This is a genomic window from Mycolicibacterium komossense, from assembly GCF_025822605.1.
GTDB lineage: Bacteria > Actinomycetota > Actinomycetes > Mycobacteriales > Mycobacteriaceae > Mycobacterium > Mycobacterium komossense.
Genome location: NZ_JACKTY010000049.1, coordinates 157,541 through 174,640 on the forward strand (window position 1 = coordinate 157,541; position 17,100 = coordinate 174,640).

12 protein-coding genes are annotated in these 17,100 nt (G+C 65.4%); 7 read left to right on the forward strand and 5 right to left on the reverse strand.

What is annotated here, in order from left to right; genetic code table 11:
- Positions 1 to 3 precede the first annotated feature (3 nt).
- Positions 4 to 1,014: a glucose-6-phosphate dehydrogenase (coenzyme-F420) gene (fgd, locus tag H7J73_RS29785; protein WP_264071418.1), complete on the forward strand. Its 1,011-nt coding sequence runs from the start codon at positions 4 to 6 to the stop codon at positions 1,012 to 1,014.
- Positions 1,015 to 1,027: 13 nt separating this feature from the next.
- Here the strand turns inward: fgd and H7J73_RS29790 are convergent, their stop codons facing one another.
- Genes H7J73_RS29790 through H7J73_RS29805 form a run of 4 tightly spaced genes read right to left on the reverse strand, consistent with a single transcriptional unit; the run spans position 1,028 to position 7,605 of the window.
- Positions 1,028 to 2,776 carry a glycosyltransferase family protein gene (locus H7J73_RS29790; RefSeq protein ID WP_264071419.1) on the reverse strand — a complete coding sequence of 583 codons (1,749 nt, stop codon included), beginning with the start codon at positions 2,774 to 2,776 and terminating at the stop codon, positions 1,028 to 1,030.
- Positions 2,777 to 2,779: 3 nt separating this feature from the next.
- A complete protein-coding gene (locus tag H7J73_RS29795) occupies positions 2,780 to 4,723 on the reverse strand; it encodes a cellulose biosynthesis cyclic di-GMP-binding regulatory protein BcsB (protein ID WP_264071420.1) in 1,944 nt (647 codons plus the stop codon).
- Between the two features lie 7 nt (positions 4,724 to 4,730).
- A complete protein-coding gene (locus H7J73_RS29800; protein ID WP_264071421.1) occupies positions 4,731 to 6,131 on the reverse strand; it encodes a glycosyltransferase family 2 protein in 1,401 nt (466 codons plus the stop codon).
- Positions 6,132 to 6,147: 16 nt separating this feature from the next.
- A complete protein-coding gene (locus H7J73_RS29805; protein ID WP_264071422.1) occupies positions 6,148 to 7,605 on the reverse strand; it encodes a hypothetical protein in 1,458 nt (485 codons plus the stop codon).
- A gap of 253 nt (positions 7,606 to 7,858) precedes the next feature.
- Here H7J73_RS29805 and pta point away from each other — a divergent pair, with 253 nt between their 5' ends.
- Genes pta through H7J73_RS29825 form a run of 4 tightly spaced genes read left to right on the forward strand, consistent with a single transcriptional unit; the run spans position 7,859 to position 13,659 of the window.
- On the forward strand, positions 7,859 to 9,937 hold the full coding sequence (pta, locus tag H7J73_RS29810) for a phosphate acetyltransferase (RefSeq protein WP_264071423.1): 2,079 nt from the start codon (positions 7,859 to 7,861) through the stop codon (positions 9,935 to 9,937).
- Entirely contained in the window at positions 9,934 to 11,187 is a 1,254-nt protein-coding gene (locus H7J73_RS29815) for an acetate kinase (RefSeq protein WP_264071424.1), read from the forward strand. Before pta ends, H7J73_RS29815 begins: the two co-directional genes overlap by 4 nt.
- A 31-nt stretch (positions 11,188 to 11,218) precedes the next feature.
- Positions 11,219 to 11,971: an urease subunit gamma gene (gene ureA, locus H7J73_RS29820; RefSeq protein ID WP_264071425.1), complete on the forward strand. Its 753-nt coding sequence runs from the start codon at positions 11,219 to 11,221 to the stop codon at positions 11,969 to 11,971.
- A complete protein-coding gene (locus H7J73_RS29825) occupies positions 11,968 to 13,659 on the forward strand; it encodes an urease subunit alpha (RefSeq protein ID WP_264071426.1) in 1,692 nt (563 codons plus the stop codon). Before ureA ends, H7J73_RS29825 begins: the two co-directional genes overlap by 4 nt.
- An 8-nt stretch (positions 13,660 to 13,667) precedes the next feature.
- Here the strand turns inward: H7J73_RS29825 and glsA are convergent, their stop codons facing one another.
- Positions 13,668 to 14,600, reverse strand: a complete 933-nt coding sequence (glsA, locus tag H7J73_RS29830) for a glutaminase A (protein ID WP_264071427.1) — start codon at positions 14,598 to 14,600, stop codon at positions 13,668 to 13,670.
- A 197-nt stretch (positions 14,601 to 14,797) separates the two neighbouring features.
- Here glsA and H7J73_RS29835 point away from each other — a divergent pair, with 197 nt between their 5' ends.
- Positions 14,798 to 16,336, forward strand: a complete 1,539-nt coding sequence (locus H7J73_RS29835) for an APC family permease (RefSeq protein WP_264071428.1) — start codon at positions 14,798 to 14,800, stop codon at positions 16,334 to 16,336.
- Positions 16,333 to 17,100: an SDR family oxidoreductase gene (locus tag H7J73_RS29840; protein ID WP_264071429.1), complete on the forward strand. Its 768-nt coding sequence runs from the start codon at positions 16,333 to 16,335 to the stop codon at positions 17,098 to 17,100. Before H7J73_RS29835 ends, H7J73_RS29840 begins: the two co-directional genes overlap by 4 nt.

Below are 17,100 nucleotides of genomic sequence, written 5' to 3' on the forward strand. Positions count from 1 at the left end.
ACCGTGGCTGAACTCAAATTGGGATACAAGGCGTCGGCGGAGCAGTTCGCTCCACGTGAGCTCGTCGAACTGGCGGTCGAGGCGGAAGCGCACGGAATGGACAGCGCCACCGTCAGCGATCACTTCCAGCCGTGGCGTCAGGAGGGCGGGCATGCGCCGTTCTCACTGGCGTGGATGACGGCGGTCGGGGAGCGCACCAAGCGGCTGGTGTTGGGCACTTCGGTGCTGACGCCGACGTTCCGGTACAACCCGGCGGTGATTGCGCAGGCGTTCGCCACGATGGGGTGTCTGTACCCCGACCGGATCTTCCTCGGCGTGGGCACCGGCGAGGCGCTGAATGAGATCGCCACCGGCTACGAAGGCGAGTGGCCGGAGTTCAAGGAGCGCTACGCCCGGCTGCGCGAGTCCATCAAGCTGATGCGCGAATTGTGGCTTGGCGACAAGGTCGACTTCGACGGCGAGTACTACAAGACCAAAGGTGCCTCGATTTACGACGTGCCCGAGGGTGGTATCCCGATCTACATCGCCGCGGGTGGGCCGCAGGTGGCCAAGTACGCCGGCCGCGCCGGCGACGGCTTCATCTGTACCTCCGGCAAGGGCGCAGAGCTGTACAAGGACAAGCTCATCCCCGCGGTGAAGGAAGGCGAGGAGGCCGCGGGCAAGGCCCCCGACGCGATCGACCGGATGATCGAGATCAAGATCTCCTATGACACCGACCCCGAACTGGCGTTGGAGAACACCCGGTTCTGGGCACCGCTGTCGCTGACCGCGGAGCAGAAGACATCCATCCACGACCCGGTCGAGATGGAGAAGGCTGCCGACGAGCTGCCTATCGAACAGGTGGCCAAGCGCTGGATCGTCTCGTCGGATCCGGACGAGGCGGTCGCCAAGGTCAAGGAGTACGTCGACTGGGGGTTGAACCATCTGGTGTTCCACGCCCCGGGCCACGATCAGCGCCGCTTCCTCGACCTGTTTCAGAAGGACCTGGAACCGCGCCTGCGCAAACTGGGCTAGCCGGCCTTCGGGCTCAGCCGCCGGGTTTGGCCGGCGGCTGAGCCGTTTCGGAGGCGGCTTTGGCGAGATCTGCCTTCGAGGTCGGTTTGACTACCTTGAAAACCCGCCACCGCTCATCGCCGGTGTCGCCGCGGCCGCTGTACACCATCGTGGCGATACCGGCGCCGTCGTACCAGAAACTCGGGTAGCGCAGGTTCACCGCGTTCGCGGCGCTGTGTGCCGGGTTGCTGTCGACGATGTATTGAATGCCGAAGTCCCAGGGGCGGTTCAATGCCGCCCTGAAGTCGTAGTCACTGGTGACCACGAATTGCTTGGGGTCGTCGCTGGCCAGCCAGATGCCCCAGCCGTGGAAGGTGTCCATCAGGACCGAACCGTTGGGCAGCTTCTTGCTGTCCAAGTAGTCGGCCAGCAGGCGCTCGTTGTTGAGCATGCGCCGGTACCACTGATCTTCGGGCCGGTTGTTCTGCGGATCGAGCAGTGAGTTGAGACCGAACTGGAGCTGCTGGTTGCCGATGTCCTGATTCAGCATCGACTTGGCCGTCACCGGGAAGCCGATCAGCAGCGAGGCGGTCAGCAGAACCGCACCGGCCTTGGCCTCGGCGGTGGTGAGCCGCCATGGCGGCGCCTTGGTGGAGCCGGCGGCGTTCCAGCAGGTCAGTGCCACGCAGGCAACCAACGGTATGGCGAGCAGGTAGAACCGGAACCAGCCGAAGGTGGTCGAGGTGTGTTGCCCCCATGCTGCGAACGCCAGCACCGGACCGAAGACCGCGACGGGCACCAGGGCGTCGAACTTCCTGCCGAGCATGCTGGTGACGACACCGAGAATGACGGCGATACCGACGAACGGCTGCATCGCCAGTAGCCGGGCCGAGATCAACGTCCAGCTCTGGTCGCCGGCCTGTGCCAACACGACGCTGCGCGAGATGGATTCGGCGATCTGGCTGCCGTTGCCGTATTTGGACGTCAACGTCGCGAACAGGGTGTCGTTGACGATCCAGCCGGTCAGCGCCCATACGACGAACGCGACGCCGAACGGGAACAGGACGATGACGACGCTGAGGACAGCGCTGGAGATCCTTGACTCGCGGCGGGAGCGCAGGAACTCCACGATCGCGACCAACAGTCCGACGCCGCAGGCGGTGACGGCGACCTCGTAGCGGGCCAGATAGCCGACGCCGAGCGCGACACCGGCCCACGCGAGATCGCCGGTGCGCCGTGACTGCAGCCACAGCAACAGGTACCGGACGCACCACAGTGTGGTGAACGCTTCGGCGGCCTCGCTCATCCCGGAGCCGCCATAGATGATGATCACCGGGTTGAGCGCGAAGCAGATAACCGCTATCGAGCGCCAGCCCGCGCCCACCCCGCGGTCGAGGGCGATGCGCCGGACCATGAGCGCGCCGCCCGCCATGAACAGGGCGCTCTGGATGACGGCTGCCAGGCCCTGCGTCCGTAGTTCCGGCCACCACTGACTGAACTTCAGCAGGGGTATTTCGACCAGACTCGGCAACGGATTCCAGACGAAGCCGATGGCCGACAGGTGCGGATCGCGGCTCATCAGAACGTAACCCGCGTTGGCCACCCGGCTGATGCCGTCGGCGTCGATCAGTCCGTAACGCAACGTGAGTAGAGCGCCGACGCCGCCGTAGACCGCCGCGAAGAAGACGAAGAGCGCCACCCCCCACCTGCGCGAGGGCGCAGGTGGAGGGCCGTTGTCGGCGGCCGCGGCACCGACCGCGGGTGTCAGCTCCAGGACTGTCACGGTCTAGCCCACGGTGCGGCGTCTGCGCCGAATCAGCAGGGCTGCAGCCACTCCGACGATGACGATCGCACCGATGGCGATAGTCGAGATCGCCCACCATTTCCAGCCCTCGCCCGGGTTGGGCTGATGCGGCATGGGGCCGCCTTCGCGAAGGGTGAGGTTCAGGCTGTCACCCGAGGCGCCGGTGGCGACGACATCGCCTGACAGCGAAGAGAATCGGCCGTCGAGACTGCGGATGTAGTCGAAGCTGCGATCGACCAGAGACAGGTCACCGGTGTGCGTGATCGCCAGCACCATGCGACCGTTGTTGGAAAAGGCCTGCACCGCCCCGATCGGTCCGTTGAGGTCCACATCGGTTATCGGGGCGCCGTTGATTGCCACGGTCTCGCCCTGCTTGGGCAACAATGGTGGGGCCATCCCGGCCTTGGCGAGTTCGTCGCCGGTGGCGACCGTCAACAGTGCGGTCCCCGATTTGGCCGCTTCGTCGAATGTTGTCACGTTGGGTCGCATGACGACGGTGGACTGCTGACCCATCAGGTTGATTGCCTGTGCGGCCCAACGGATCTGGTCAGCCGAGTCGACAGTGACGTTGAAGTCGGGGGTGAACGACATCGGCAGGATCGGGAAACCGCCGCGGTTGTTCATACCCGGAACGACGGTGACGGTGGACCCGGAGTCCAGCTCGAAGGTGATCCGATCCGACAGCGGCGCGCACTGCTGTTTGGGCACATACCGGATCTCCAGGGCCATACCGACATTGGAGCGGATGGCGTCGGCCGGGATGTCGGCGCTGATATCGAGTTGGCCGGAGTTGTCCAGCACATGCGAGGCCATGATGGCGCTGCCCGAGCGCAGCAGCACCGTCGCGTCCCCGCCGACGACCGGGGTGTACTTGGCCAGCAGATGAACCTTCGCGGTGTCGATGGACCCGACGGAGAACGCGTCGGCGTCGAAGCCGGTGTACAGGGTCGTCGTGCCCTGCACGGTGACCCGGCCCGTCATGCCCAACTCCCCGAAGGTCATCGACTCGGTGGAGGGCCGCTCGATGTCCTGCGCGGAAGTGACTGATGCCGTGGGTGACTGGGCGAGCTTGATCCTACGATCGGCGAAGAGGTCGACCTGCTGCAGCAGACCTGCGCCACTGCCGGAGAGGGCCAGCAGGGCCAGCGGAGTGTCGGCGCCGACCACCTTGAGGGCGGGCTCGCCCCCGTCGCGAACCTCGATCACCCGTCGCGACACACCGGCAGGTGCGGGCGTCAGCGGATTGGCCGTCGTGTCGACGTCGATGCGAACGGGCATCGGGCGGTACAGGTGCGTCAGCTTGGCGACCAGATCCAGCGCCGCCTGCTGCTGGTCATGTGATGGATTCGGCCCGACCCGGATGACGATCTGGTCGAGGTAACCGGGCAGGAAGTCGGCGACGGTCCGCGGGTTGGGAGTCGGGCCGGAGTACGTGTTGGCCAGATCGCTCAGTGACACCGAAGACGGCTGTGAGCAGCTGTCGGCCGGCGGACTGTCATCGCGCAGCACGAAGCTCAGTTTGGCGATTCCATCGACGACCTGCGCCGGAGCGATGTTGATGGAGAACCGGGTGGTGGTCAGATTAGAAGGGGCAGCGATACTTCCGAGGTACACCTGCCGCGCGTCGAGCACGTCGACGCGCCCGTTGCGGAGGTTGACCACCGAGCCGATCTGGCCGGTGAGCACGGTCGGCACCACGCCCTGGGGGACCGGGACCCCGATATCGGTGTTCTGATTGGTGCCCACCAGTTGGATGTCGTTGGACAGGCCGAGCTGGTTCCAGCTGATCGCCGGGGTGGTACCGGTGCCCTTGGGCGCCGGAGCCGGGGCGGGCGGCGGTGCGGCCACTGCCAACGGCAAGGTCGCGGCCACCGGAAGAGTCAAGAAAGACAGCAAGGTACCCAATACCGCAATGCGCTTGATCATGAACTTCCTATTTTGATGTGCTGAGAATGTGAACGTCGGGATTGTGTGTCAGGCCGTGCACGGTCTTCTCCCAGAAGAACGGCCTGAAGATCAACTGATATATCGCTTTGACCGAGGCGATCGATTGGAGGATCCAGTAGAAGGGCGCCAACAGGGCTGCCCACCAGAGATACGGTTTGTCCAGCGCCTTGGTGACGATCAGGCCCACGAAAACTGATGTGGGAGCACCGATCAGGAACAGGACCAGGCAGATGTAATACGGGATGGGCGGGAAGAACATGCCGACAACCAGGGGGCGTCCGCTGATCCAGACCAGCATGGTGAACCAGAACAGCAAATTGAAGGCGTTCGTGATCGGGATGCCGCCAGTCATATTGACCAGGCGCAGCATCGCCTTGGTGCCGATCTCGCGGTGTAGCCGAACCGGATGGCGGAAGTGGACGATCATCGTCTGCAGGTAGCCCTTGTACCAGCGTGACCGCTGCCGAATCCAGTTCACCACATCGGAATTGGCCTCTTCGAGCGTGATTGAGTCCAGGATCAGCGTGCGGTAGCCGTGGCGCGCAAGCCGGACACCCAGGTCCGCGTCTTCGGTGACGTTGAATTCGTCCCAGCCGCCAATTGCCCGCCATACCGACACCGGCATGTGATTGGACGTACCACCCAGCGGGACAACACAGTTGGCGGCCTCGACGGTCGGCAATACGAGGCTGAACCACTGGTCGTACTCCAGGCCGAACCATCGGGTCAGCAGGTTCTGCTTTTCGTTGAAATAGCCGAGTCGTGCTTGGATGCAACCGATGTTTTCCGGAGCCCGGCGAAACGCCACCACAGCCTTGCGCAACTGGAGCGGGTCGGGTACGTCCTCTGCGTCGTAGATGGTGACCATCTCGCCGCGAAGGTCGGGCAGTGCCATGCCGTAGTTGCAGGCCTTCGGTTTGGTCTTGGGCTGGCTGTCGGGGACGAGCACCACCCGCACGGTCTGCAGGGGCAGGCCGGCGAGTGCGGCCTGGGTGGCGAGGTCATCTTCCTCGATAAGAAGCAGGACCTCGAGTTTGTCCGCCGGGTACACCAGCTTGCCGACGCCGTTGATCAAGTTCTCGACGATCGAAGGTTCGTCGTAGGCGGGCAGCAGAACGGTATAGACGGGCAGGTTCTCGTCGGGGATCGCCAGCGCTTCCTCGTCGCTGATGACGATCTGCGACGGTGAGTGAAGTCCCTTGAGTAGCAGCCAGTTCCGGTCCAGTGTCGATGCCACGTAGAAGATGGCGACGATCGTGGTTATCGTGGGCAGCACAGCATGCGGGAAGGCCGCCATGAGTGCGATCAGCACGGCCAGTAGCGCAGCGAGACGAAGAAGTGATTTGCGGCCGAGCGCTGTGCGCGCGGAGAAGTTGGGGGCAAGCATGCCGCGCCCCGGCTCATCAAGCAACGGGTAGCCCGCCTGCGTGAAGGACCAGGCGACTCACTTCCACCGCGCGATCGACGACCTCGGGCGCGACCGGGCCGACACCGTCAGCCTGCTGACGGGCGATCCACGCGGCCGGGCCGGCCAGGTTGTCCGACAGCGTCAAAGGTTGCGGCGCGACGACGTTATCGGCGTCGATGTGCTGGTTGACCACCACGGTGACCCGTTGGAATGCAGCCGGGGTCTGCCACAGCCAGGTCAGGGCGTACCAGTCGGTGGCTCCGCCGTCGGATGCGGCGTCGGCGTCGGTGTGGGCGCTACGGGCACCCGCGGGCAGTTCGACGTCGACCGATGCGGGCTGGTAGTTCACCGGCTTCGACGCCGGGTACCACACGGCGTCCGAATAGTCTTGCAGGGCGGCGAGAGTGGGGGCCGACATGACATCCACAGCGGCGGCGGGCTGTCCCGCGCTGGCCGGAACTTTCACCCGGGTCAGTCTTGAGCCAGGTCCCAGGAAGCGGGTGATGAACTCGAAGTTGGTGGTGGGCCCCAGCACGCTGCGTTGGGTCCAGTCGGCGTTGACCAGCGGCGGCGCCGGTGGGCGATTCGAGGGCAGGTGGATGGACAGCAGCGCGACGGCGATGACGGCCAGTGCCACCAGTGACCTCACGGACAGTGGGTGGAAACCCACGGTGACTGCGCCGGTGCGGTGATTCCCGGTCCATTCGGTGAAATGGTAGAGACCGAATGCGGTGAGCGCGGGCGCAATACCGGCGACCACGATAATTGTCACCATCAGGCCGAACATCGGGGTCAACATGATGGCGGCGACGAGACCGATCACGAGGTAGAGCGCCGCGGCCACCAAGCGCCATCGCTGGCGCGTTCTGCCGCCCGCCATATAGACGGCATAGGTGCCGAATACCGTTCCGACTGCGACGGCGGCGATATCTGATCCGCCTAATGCGGAAGAGGCCAATAGATAGGGGACCGTGGTAGCGCAGATAAGTGCGAATAGCCACACCTGCCACATTCGCACCACGTGCCGCACGCTGAAGATGACCATGCCTGCGCACGCCACCCACACGAGTCCACCGACCAGCTCCAGCCGCCACATGCCCGCCAGGGTGGGAAAGCGGTTCGTGATCAGGGCGATCATCGTGAAACCTGCGACGCCGGTCAGTGCGGCGACGATCCAGTCTGATTCGTTGTCGCCCACCCCCCGCGGCGGAGTGCGGTAGCCGGTCGCGGCCGTCACGACCAATATCGGTGCCACCACGAGGAAAACGGCTCGCGATCCGTCGACTGAGTCGCTGATAACTCGAAAAAAGACGGCGCCGTAGGCGACGCAAAACAATGCGACCACCGCTGCAATCCGCCACCAGAACGCGAATCTGGAGTGGCCGGCCGCGCTTGATTCCACTTGGCGTTTGACAGTGCCGTATCCGCTACCGACCACATCGGTGAAAGCCATGCATACCCCTCGCAAGGAAGAACTCGACTGTGAGTCCGCATGCGCGCTCGTTGAAGGATGAGTGCGTGGAACTCCTGCGGGAGTGACATTAACGTGGAGAAAGGGGTATGGCAAATTAGCGCGGCCGTAAGGTAGTGACCTTTTTCCCTATATTCCGGTAATTTTATTGACTTCAGCAAATATCCGAGGTCAGAACGCTGCCATCGGTGGATGTCGTCTGGCCTGACAGCGCTATGTAGGGGAAGCTTGTCGGGTGCTCGACGGCTACAGCTCATCTGCCCGTGTCTACATCGCATCGCCGGAAGGGGACACCGGAAAATCCACGATCGCGCTGGGCATACTGCATCGGCTGGCTGCCACGGTAGCCAAGGTCGGGGTCTTCCGGCCCATTACCCGCGCCGGGTCGTCCCGGGATTACATTCTCGAACTTCTGCTGGACCACACCACCGCTGGACTGCCCTACGACCAGTGTGTTGGGGTGAGTTACCAGCGGCTGCACGAGGACCCCGATGCTGCCATCGCCGACATCGTCGATCGCTTCCATCACGTCGCCGACCAGTGCGACGCGGTGCTCATCGTCGGCAGTGACTACACCGATGTCGCCAGCCCCAGTGAGCTCAGCGTCAACGCGCGGATCGCGGTCAACCTCGGCGCGCCGGTAGTGCTCGCGATCCGGGCCCAGGGCCGCACGCCTGACGAGGTCGCCGCCGTCGTCGAGCTCTGCCTCGCCGAGCTGGGTGCCCAACACGCCCACACCGCGGCGGTGGTCGCCAACCGGTGCGGACCCGAACAGCTGACGGAGGTCGCCGACGCCCTGCGCCGGTTTGAGCCGAAGTCCTATGTCCTGCCCGAAGACGCCCTGTTGGTGGCACCGTCGGTTGCCGACCTGCAGTCGGCCGTCGGCGGCACGCTGATCAACGGTGACGAGGCGTTGCTCGGCCGCGAAGTACTCGATGTGCTGGTGGCCGGTATGACTGCCGAACACGTGCTGGAACGGCTCACCGAAGGTGTGGCCGTGGTGACGCCCGGTGACCGTTCCGATGTGGTGCTGGCCGTGCTGAGCGCCCACGCGGCGGAAGGGTTCCCGTCGTTGTCTGCGGTCATCCTCAACGGCGGACTCGAGTTGCACCGGTCGATCGCCGCCTTGGTGGACGGCCTGCGGCTACGACTGCCCATCGTCTCGACCGATCTCGGCACCTTCGAGACCGCCAGCGCGGTGGCCTCGGCGCGGGGCCGGGTGACCATCACCTCACAACGCAAGATCGACACCGCGATCGACCTGATGGACCGTTATGTGGATATCGAGGACCTGCTCGACCGTCTCGCGATCCCGATCCCGACGATCACGACGCCCCAGATGTTCGAATACCAGCTGCTGGAGCGGGCCCGCTCCGATCGCAAGCGGATCGTGCTGCCCGAAGGGGAGGATGACCGCATCCTCAAGGCCGCTGGACGGCTGCTTCAGCGCGGGGTCGCCGATCTGACGATTCTGGGCGACGAGGCCGAGGTGCGCGGGCGCGCGGCCGAACTCGGAGTCGACCTGGCCGACGCGGTCGTGCTCAATCCCCGCACCAGTGAGCTGTGCGACTCCTTCGCCGAGCAGTACGCCGAACTGCGCAAGAAGAAGGGCATCACCGTCGAGCAGGCCAGGGAGACCATCCACGACGTCTCCTACTTCGGCACCATGCTGGTGCACAACAACCTGGTGGACGGGATGGTCTCCGGCGCCACCCACACCACCGCGCATACGGTGCGGCCCGCCTTCGAGATCATTCGGACGATGCCCGATGTCTCGACAGTGTCGAGCATTTTCCTGATGTGCCTGGCCGACAAGGTGCTGGCCTACGGTGACTGCGCGATCGTCCCGGATCCGACCGCCGAGCAGTTGGCGGACATCGCGATCAGCAGCGCGCGCACCGCCGCCCAGTTCGGCATCGAACCTCGGGTGGCGATGTTGTCCTATTCCACCGGCAGTTCGGGCACGGGCGTCGATGTCGACAAGGTGCGCGCTGCCACTGAATTCGTGCGGCAGCGGGCCCCGGAGCTCCTGGTCGAAGGGCCCATCCAGTACGACGCCGCGGTCGAGCCGTCCGTCGCGGCCACCAAGATGCCGGACTCGCCGGTCGCAGGCCGGGCGACGGTACTGATCTTCCCCGACCTCAACACCGGCAACAACACCTATAAGGCTGTTCAGCGCAGCGCCAACGCGATCGCCATCGGACCGGTGCTGCAAGGCCTCAACAAACCGGTCAACGACCTGTCCCGCGGCGCGCTGGTGTCCGATATCGTCAACACCGTGGCCATCACCGCGATCCAGGCCCAGGGGCTATGACCACTGCAGGGGCTGCCCCCCGGACGGTGCTGGTGCTCAATTCGGGTTCCTCGTCGGTGAAGTTTCAACTGGTGGAACCGGATTCGGGCGTCTCCGTGGCCTCGGGCATCGTCGAGCGGATCGGTGAGGACACGTCGTCGGCCAAGCTGAAGATCGGCGACCAGGATTTGCACCGCGCCGGCGCCATCGCCGATCACGAGGCCGCGCTGCGCACCGTGTTCGAGTTGTTCGAGGAGGCGGGGGCACATCTGGATTCCCTCGGCCTGGTCGCGGTCGGGCACCGCGTGGTGCACGGGGGTCGGGCACTGTTCCGGCCGACGCGTGTCGACGACGCACTGATCGCGCGGTTGACCGAACTCGCTCCGCTGGCACCGCTGCACAACCCACCGGCCGTACTCGGGATCGAGGTGGCCTGCCGGATCCTGCCGGACATCCCGCAGATCGCCGTGTTCGACACCGCGTTCTTCCACGACCTGCCGGCGGCCTCGGCCACCTACGCGATCGACCGCGATATCGCCGACCAGTGGCAGATCCGCCGGTACGGTTTCCACGGGACGTCACATCGCTACATCAGCGAGCAGGCCGCGCAGTTTCTCGGGGTGCCGCTGGAAAACCTGAATCAGATTGTGCTGCATCTGGGTAACGGCGCGTCGGCGTCGGCGATCGTGGGCGGTCGGCCGGTCGACACGTCGATGGGGCTGACCCCGATGGAGGGTCTGGTGATGGGCACCCGTAGCGGTGACGTGGATCCCGGCATCGTCTTCTATCTCGCGCGCGCCGCACACATGAGTGTCGAGGACATCGAGTCGATGCTCAACCGCCGTTCCGGTGTGCTCGGCCTGGGCGGGGAAATCGACTTCCGGGAATTGCACCGCCAGATCACCGACGGTTCAGAGCAGGCCCGCCTTGCCTATGACGTCTACATCCACCGGCTGCGCAAGTACATCGGCGCCTACCTCGCGGTCCTAGGCAGTACCGATGTCATCACCTTCACCGCCGGTGTCGGCGAGAACGACGCCGCCGTGCGCCGTGACGCCCTGACCGGACTGGCGCCGTTGGGGATCGAGCTCGACGAACACCTCAACGACAGTCCGGCCCGTGGCGCGCGACTCATCTCCGCCGACAAGTCACCGATCACCGTGCTGGTCATTCCGACCAACGAGGAGCTGGCGATCGCGCGGGCCTGTTCCGAGGCGCTCGACGATGCAGGCGAGGAACGAGCCTGGGGCGAGAGGGGCGCCGCTAAGTGAGCCTGACTTGTCCGGAAGTGGTTTAGCCGCCATGCGTCTCACTCCGAGTGAACGTGATCGGCTGCTGATCTTCACCGCGGCGCAGCTCGCGCGCGAGCGCCGGGCACGTGGGCTGCGGCTCAACGTGCCGGAGGCGACGGCGCTGATCGCCGACACCATCTGCGAGGCGGCGCGCGACGGTGCCCGACTGGCGGATGCGATGGCCGCGGGCCGCGCGGCGCTGGGTGCGGAAGACGTGTTGCCGGGCGTGCCGGACATCGTCACCTCGGTCGACGTCGAGGCGGTGTTCGACGACGGCACCCGGCTGGTCGTCCTCACCGACCCGTTCGGCGGCGGTTCGCTGGGCCCGGATGCGCCGGGGGCGGCCTTGCCCGGGGACCTGCCGCTGCCCGAAGCTGTTGATGTGGTGATGATTTCGGTCACGAATACCTCGGCCGTCCCGATCAGCGTGACATCGCATTTCCATTTCTTCGAAGCCAATCCGCGGTTGTCGTTCGACCGGGCCACCGGCTATGGCCGGCGGGCCGCGATCCCGGCGGGGAGTTCGCTGCGGTTCGATCCCGGTGCGACGGCCGAGGTCGGCCTGACGCCGATCGGGGGCGCCCGGATCGCCATCGGGTTCGCCGGGCTGGTCGATGGTCCGCTGGATGCGCCGGGGGCGAAGGCGGAGGCATTGCGGCGGGCGCGGGAGTGTGGCTACCTGGATTCGGGGGACCAGTCGAGTCGACCGATGCCGCCGAGGCACGAGGCGGTTGAGGAGCGAGACAATGTGGAGCCGCGATGAGCTACGACGCACACGACTACATCTCGACCTACGGCCCCCGGACCGGTGACCGGGTTCGGCTGGCGGACACCGGCCTGATCGTCGAAGTCGAGGACGACTCATCCAAGCCCGGTGACGAATTCCTGGTCGGGTTCGGCAAAACCGCGCGCGATGGCCTGCATCTGCTGGGCGCCACGGTCCGGGAGACCTGCGATGTGGTGATCAGCAATGTGCTGGTGATCGATGCGATCCTGGGAATTCGCAAGGTGTCCATCGGGATTCGCGAGGGCCGAATCTCCGCAGTCGGGCGAGCCGGCAATCCGAACACTCTCGACGGCGTCGAGGTGGTCGTCGGGACGGGCACGACGATCGTGTCCGGGGAAGGGCTGATCGCGACGGCAGGCGCAGTGGACACCCATGTGCATCTGCTGTCCCCGCGCATCATGGAGGCCTCGCTGGCGTCCGGCGTCACGACAATCATCGGCCAGGAGTTCGGCCCCGTCTGGGGCGTCGGGGTGAACTCGCCCTGGGCGCTGCGCCATGCGTTCAACTCGTTCGACGCCTGGCCGGTCAACATCGGATTCCTCGGTCGTGGTTCATCTTCCGATGCAGGGCCGTTGGTCGAGGCGCTCGTCGAAGGCGGTGCCAGCGGTTTCAAGGTGCACGAAGACCTGGGTGCCCACACCCGCGCTCTCCACACCGCCCTGACGGTGGCCGACGAGTACGACGTTCAGGTCGCGCTGCACACCGACGGGCTCAACGAGTGCCTGTCGGTGGAGGACACGCTCGCGGTGCTCAGCGGTCGCACCATCCACGCGTATCACATCGAGGGGTGCGGCGGCGGCCACGTGCCGAACGTGCTGCGGCTGGCTGGTGAGCCGAATGTCATTGGTTCCTCCACGAATCCGACCCTCCCGTTCGGCCGTGATGCCACTGCGGAGCACTTCCACATGATCATGGCCTCGCATGGTCTCAAAGCCGATCTGCCCGGTGACACCGCGATGGCCCGTGACCGGATCAGAGCGGGCACGATGGGCGCCGAGGATGTTCTGCACGATCTCGGCGTCATCCCGATCACCTCCTCCGACGCCCAGGGGATGGGCCGCGCCGGCGAGACGGTGCGGCGGACGTTCGCAATGGCGGGCAAGATGAAGGCCGATCTGGGTGCGCTGGAGGGTGCCGGGCATGACCGCCACGACAACGACCGGGTTCGGCGCTATATCGCCAAGTTGACCATCAATCCCGCTATTGCGCATGGGCTTTCACATGAGATCGGCTCGTTGGAGCCGGGTAAGCTGGCCGATATCGTGTTGTGGCGCCCCGAGCTTTTCGGTGCCAAGCCCGAGCTGGTACTCAAAGCCGGCTTCCCCGCGTACGGTGTCGTCGGTGATCCGAATGCGTCCATCGACCGAGCGCAGCCATTGGTCTACGGCCCGCTGTTCGGTGGGCACGGTGCGACACCGGCCGATCTGTCGGTGGCCTTCGTCAGCCAGGCCGCTGCCGGTGGCGGCACCGATGTGCTGACCACCCGCCGGCGCCGGGTGGGAGTGCGCGGCACCCGGGGGATCGGGCCGGCGCAGATGGTGCACAACAGCCGCACCGGCGCGGTACGGGTGGCTGCTGAGACCGGGCTGGTCACGCTTGACGACGCGCCGGTCGTCTCCGCGCCCGCGGATTCGGTGTCGCTGAGCCGACTGTACTTTCTCTGACGAGGGGGTCAGAACACTGACCAGCGGGCGAGTCGGGCGAACTCGTCGATGGCGGCGACCCCGCCTGCCGAGTTGCCGACGGCGTCCAGCGGCGGACTCCATACGCACACCGTGCCTTTGCCCGGCATGACCGCGAGGACACCGCCGCCGATGCCGCTCTTCGACGGCAGGCCGATGCGGTAGGCGATATCGCCCGCGGCGCCGTACATACCGGATGTCAGTAGGACCGCGTTCACGCGTCGCACCGAGGCCTCGTCCAGGATGGCGCTCGGGCCGCTTCGGTCGGCCAGGAACAGGGCCGCGGTGGCGAGAGTCTTCACGCTGGCGGTGATCGCGCACTGGGAGAAGTACTGCTGGAGGACTACGTCGATCGGGTTTTCGAGGTAGCCGTGCTCGGCGAGGACGTGGGCGATCGCCGAGTTGCGGTGGCCGGTCGAGCTCTCGGAACGGGCGACGTCGATGTCGGAGTCCACTGCCGCCCGCGCATCCGCATTACGCAGAAGGCCGATGGTGGACGCGACGGCATCACCGCTGTGGGTGATGAGGCGGTCGGTGACGACGATGGCACCGGAGTTGACGAACGGATTGGTCGGTCTGCCGTGGTTGCGTTCGAGGTCGGCGACCGAGCCGTAGCCGGAGGTCGTCGGGTCCCAGCCCACGTCGTTCCACGCCTCGCGGTCATGGCGCAGCAGCGCACACAGTGCGAACAGCTTGGACAGGCTTTGGATGGAAAAGGGATGGTCGCTGTCGCCGGTGTGCAGGAGGCTGCCGTCGACACCCGCGACTGCCATCGCAAACCCGGTGCTCGGGACCCCGGCCAACGCGGGGATGTGTCTGCACACGGCGCCGCTGTTGGCGGCGCGCCTGCCGTGCTCGGCGGCGGTGTGCAGATGTGCAGCGAGCAGCTCGACCGTCGACGTCGGCTGTGTACAAGTGCGCATGGCGTTCCTCCTGTCGCGCTTACGTTGTCGCACGCACTGGTCAAAGAATCAGTGATTAGACCTTTTGGGTCGAAGCTGTTAACAGAGTGTCACGTTTGATTGATTAGGTCTATAGGTCTTGTTTTTAGTTCTTTAAACGCTTACGCTCGCGGCACCTGTAACGCACATCACGTTGCCTGTAGGAAAGGAAGGCCTCCATGGCCGTTGAATCTGTACCCGCGGCATCTGCCGCGGTCGGCTCTGACGCGAGCCATTCGACACTCAAACGCGGGGCGATCGGCCTCGTCGGCGTGGTCTTCATGGTGGTGGCATTCTCGGCACCGATCACGGCGATGACGGGCAACCTGCCCGTCGCGGTGGGTTTCGGCAACGGCTTGGGTGCCCCCGCGGGCTTCATCATCGCCACTGTGGTCCTGGCGGTGTTCAGCGTCGGATTCGTCGCGCTGGCGCGGCACATCACCGCCGCAGGGGCTTTCTACACATTCGTTTCGCGCGGTTGGTCGAGAATCCCCGGTCTCGCGGCCGGCGTGATGTCGATGTTCACCTACATGACGATGGAAGCCGGGTTGATCGGTATCTTCGCCGCGTTCACGGATCAGGCGTTCAGCCAGCAGCTGGGCATCACCCTGCCGTGGGAGATCTATGCCGCGGTGTGTCTGGTGGTGATCGCGGTGCTGTCGCACTTCGACATCTCGGTAGCGGCCAAAGTTCTTGGTGTGGTGCTGGTTTGCGAGATCGGCATGCTCACCATCAGTGCGGTGGCGTCTTTGCTGCATCATCCCGATGGCATGAGCTTCGACTCGCTGAATCCGGTGTCAGCGCTGAGTACCAACGGGGTGGCCGGCGGCGTCGTCGGGCTGGGCCTGCTGATGGCATTCTGGTCGTGGGTCGGATTCGAGTCGACGGCGATCTACGGCGAGGAGTCCAAGGACCCCAAGAAGATCGTGCCGCGGGCCACGATGATCGCCGTCCTGGGCATCGGTGTGTTCTATACCTTCATCTCCTGGGGAGTCATCGTCGGCAACGGACCCGACAAGGCGGTGGAGTTGGCGTCGGGATCGGATCCGTTCGAGCTGCTCTACAGTCCGGCGCGCGAATTCCTGGGGCAGTGGGGGGTGACCACATTCGAGTGGCTGGTCCTCGGCGGCTCCTTCGCATGCGCACTCGCGATCCACAATTCGGCGGCGCGGTACCTGTTCGCGTTCGGTCGCGACGGGCTGCTGTGGCAGCGCCTCGGTGGCGCGCACCACCGGCACGCGTCGCCGTGGATCGCCTCGCTGACTCAGAGTGTGTTCGCCGGTGTGCTGCTGGTGATCTGTGCTGTCTCCGGCAGTGATCCCTACGCCGTGCTGTTCGTGTTGGTTGCGATCCTCGCCACACTGTGTCTACTGATCGTGCAGACTATGTCTTCGATTTCGACGATTGTGTATTTCCACGTCAAGAAGGAGCACCCCGAGACTGCGAGTTGGTGGCGAACCCTGCTGGCGCCCGCACTGGGCGGCGTTGGCATGGTGTATGTCATCTACCTGATGGTGTCGAACATGGCCGCCGCGGCGGGCACCGCCTCGGGCACGTTGTTCTTCAAGATGATCCCGTGGATCGTCGGATTGCTCTTCTTCGGATCGATGGCGGTGGCGGCGATTTGGCGCAAGGTCAGCCCGCAGCGCTACGCAAGGATCGGCAGCACGGTGTTCGACGATCGGCCCGAGGAGCTGCTTCCGGCGGATCAAGCGTGACAGACTGGTCGGGGGTTCGCGTCCTGGTCACCGGCGGTAGCCGGGGTATCGGGCTCGGAATCGCGGCGGGCTTCCTTGGCGCAGGTGCGTCGGTCGCGATCAGCGGCCGGCGCGCCGACTCCCTCGCCGAGGCCGCCGGGCGGCTCGGCTCGGTCGGCGGGCGATTGCACACCGTCGTCGCCGACATCGCCGAGCCGCAGTCCTGTGGACAGCTGGCGACCGAGGCCGAAGTCCTTCTCGGTGGGCTGGATGTTTTGTGCGCCAACGCCGGGATCTATCCCGAGTGTGCGCTGGACGATTTGGGTCCCGCCGACATCGCTTCGATCATGGCCACCAACGTCACCGGCACCATTCTGTCTGTGCAGGCCTGCCGTGCCGCGCTACGCAAATCTGGTCGCGGCCGGGTCGTGATCACCTCGTCGATCACCGGCCCGATCACCGGGTACCCGGGGTTGAGTCATTACGGCGCGAGTAAGGCTGCGCAACTGGGCTTCATGCGCAGTGCGGCGCTCGAGCTCGCGGGAGATCGCATCACCGTCAACGCCGTCTTGCCCGGCAGTATCGAATCGGAGGGACTGGAGGGACTGGGCGCGGCGGCGATTGCGAAGATGAAAGCCGCTGTCCCGCAGCACAGATTGGGTACCCCGGCCGATATCGCCGCCGCCACGATGTTTTTCGCCAGCGAGGAGGCCGGCTTCGTGACCGGTCAGGCGCTGGTGGTCGACGGCGGACAGACGCTGCCCGAGTTGCCCGACAGTGTGTGA

Excerpts from the sequence above, each read along its gene's own strand:
- H7J73_RS29795 (WP_264071420.1), bottom strand. The coding sequence starts at position 4,723 with ATGATCAAGCGCATTGCGGTATTGGGTACCTTGCTGTCTTTCTTGACT.
- H7J73_RS29800 (WP_264071421.1), bottom strand. The coding sequence starts at position 6,131 with ATGCTTGCCCCCAACTTCTCCGCGCGCACAGCGCTCGGCCGCAAATCA.
- H7J73_RS29805 (WP_264071422.1), bottom strand. The coding sequence starts at position 7,605 with ATGGCTTTCACCGATGTGGTCGGTAGCGGATACGGCACTGTCAAACGC.
- H7J73_RS29815 (WP_264071424.1), top strand. The coding sequence starts at position 9,934 with ATGACCACTGCAGGGGCTGCCCCCCGGACGGTGCTGGTGCTCAATTCG.
- ureA (WP_264071425.1), top strand. The coding sequence starts at position 11,219 with ATGCGTCTCACTCCGAGTGAACGTGATCGGCTGCTGATCTTCACCGCG.
- H7J73_RS29825 (WP_264071426.1), top strand. The coding sequence starts at position 11,968 with ATGAGCTACGACGCACACGACTACATCTCGACCTACGGCCCCCGGACC.
- glsA (WP_264071427.1), bottom strand. The coding sequence starts at position 14,600 with ATGCGCACTTGTACACAGCCGACGTCGACGGTCGAGCTGCTCGCTGCA.
- H7J73_RS29835 (WP_264071428.1), top strand. The coding sequence starts at position 14,798 with ATGGCCGTTGAATCTGTACCCGCGGCATCTGCCGCGGTCGGCTCTGAC.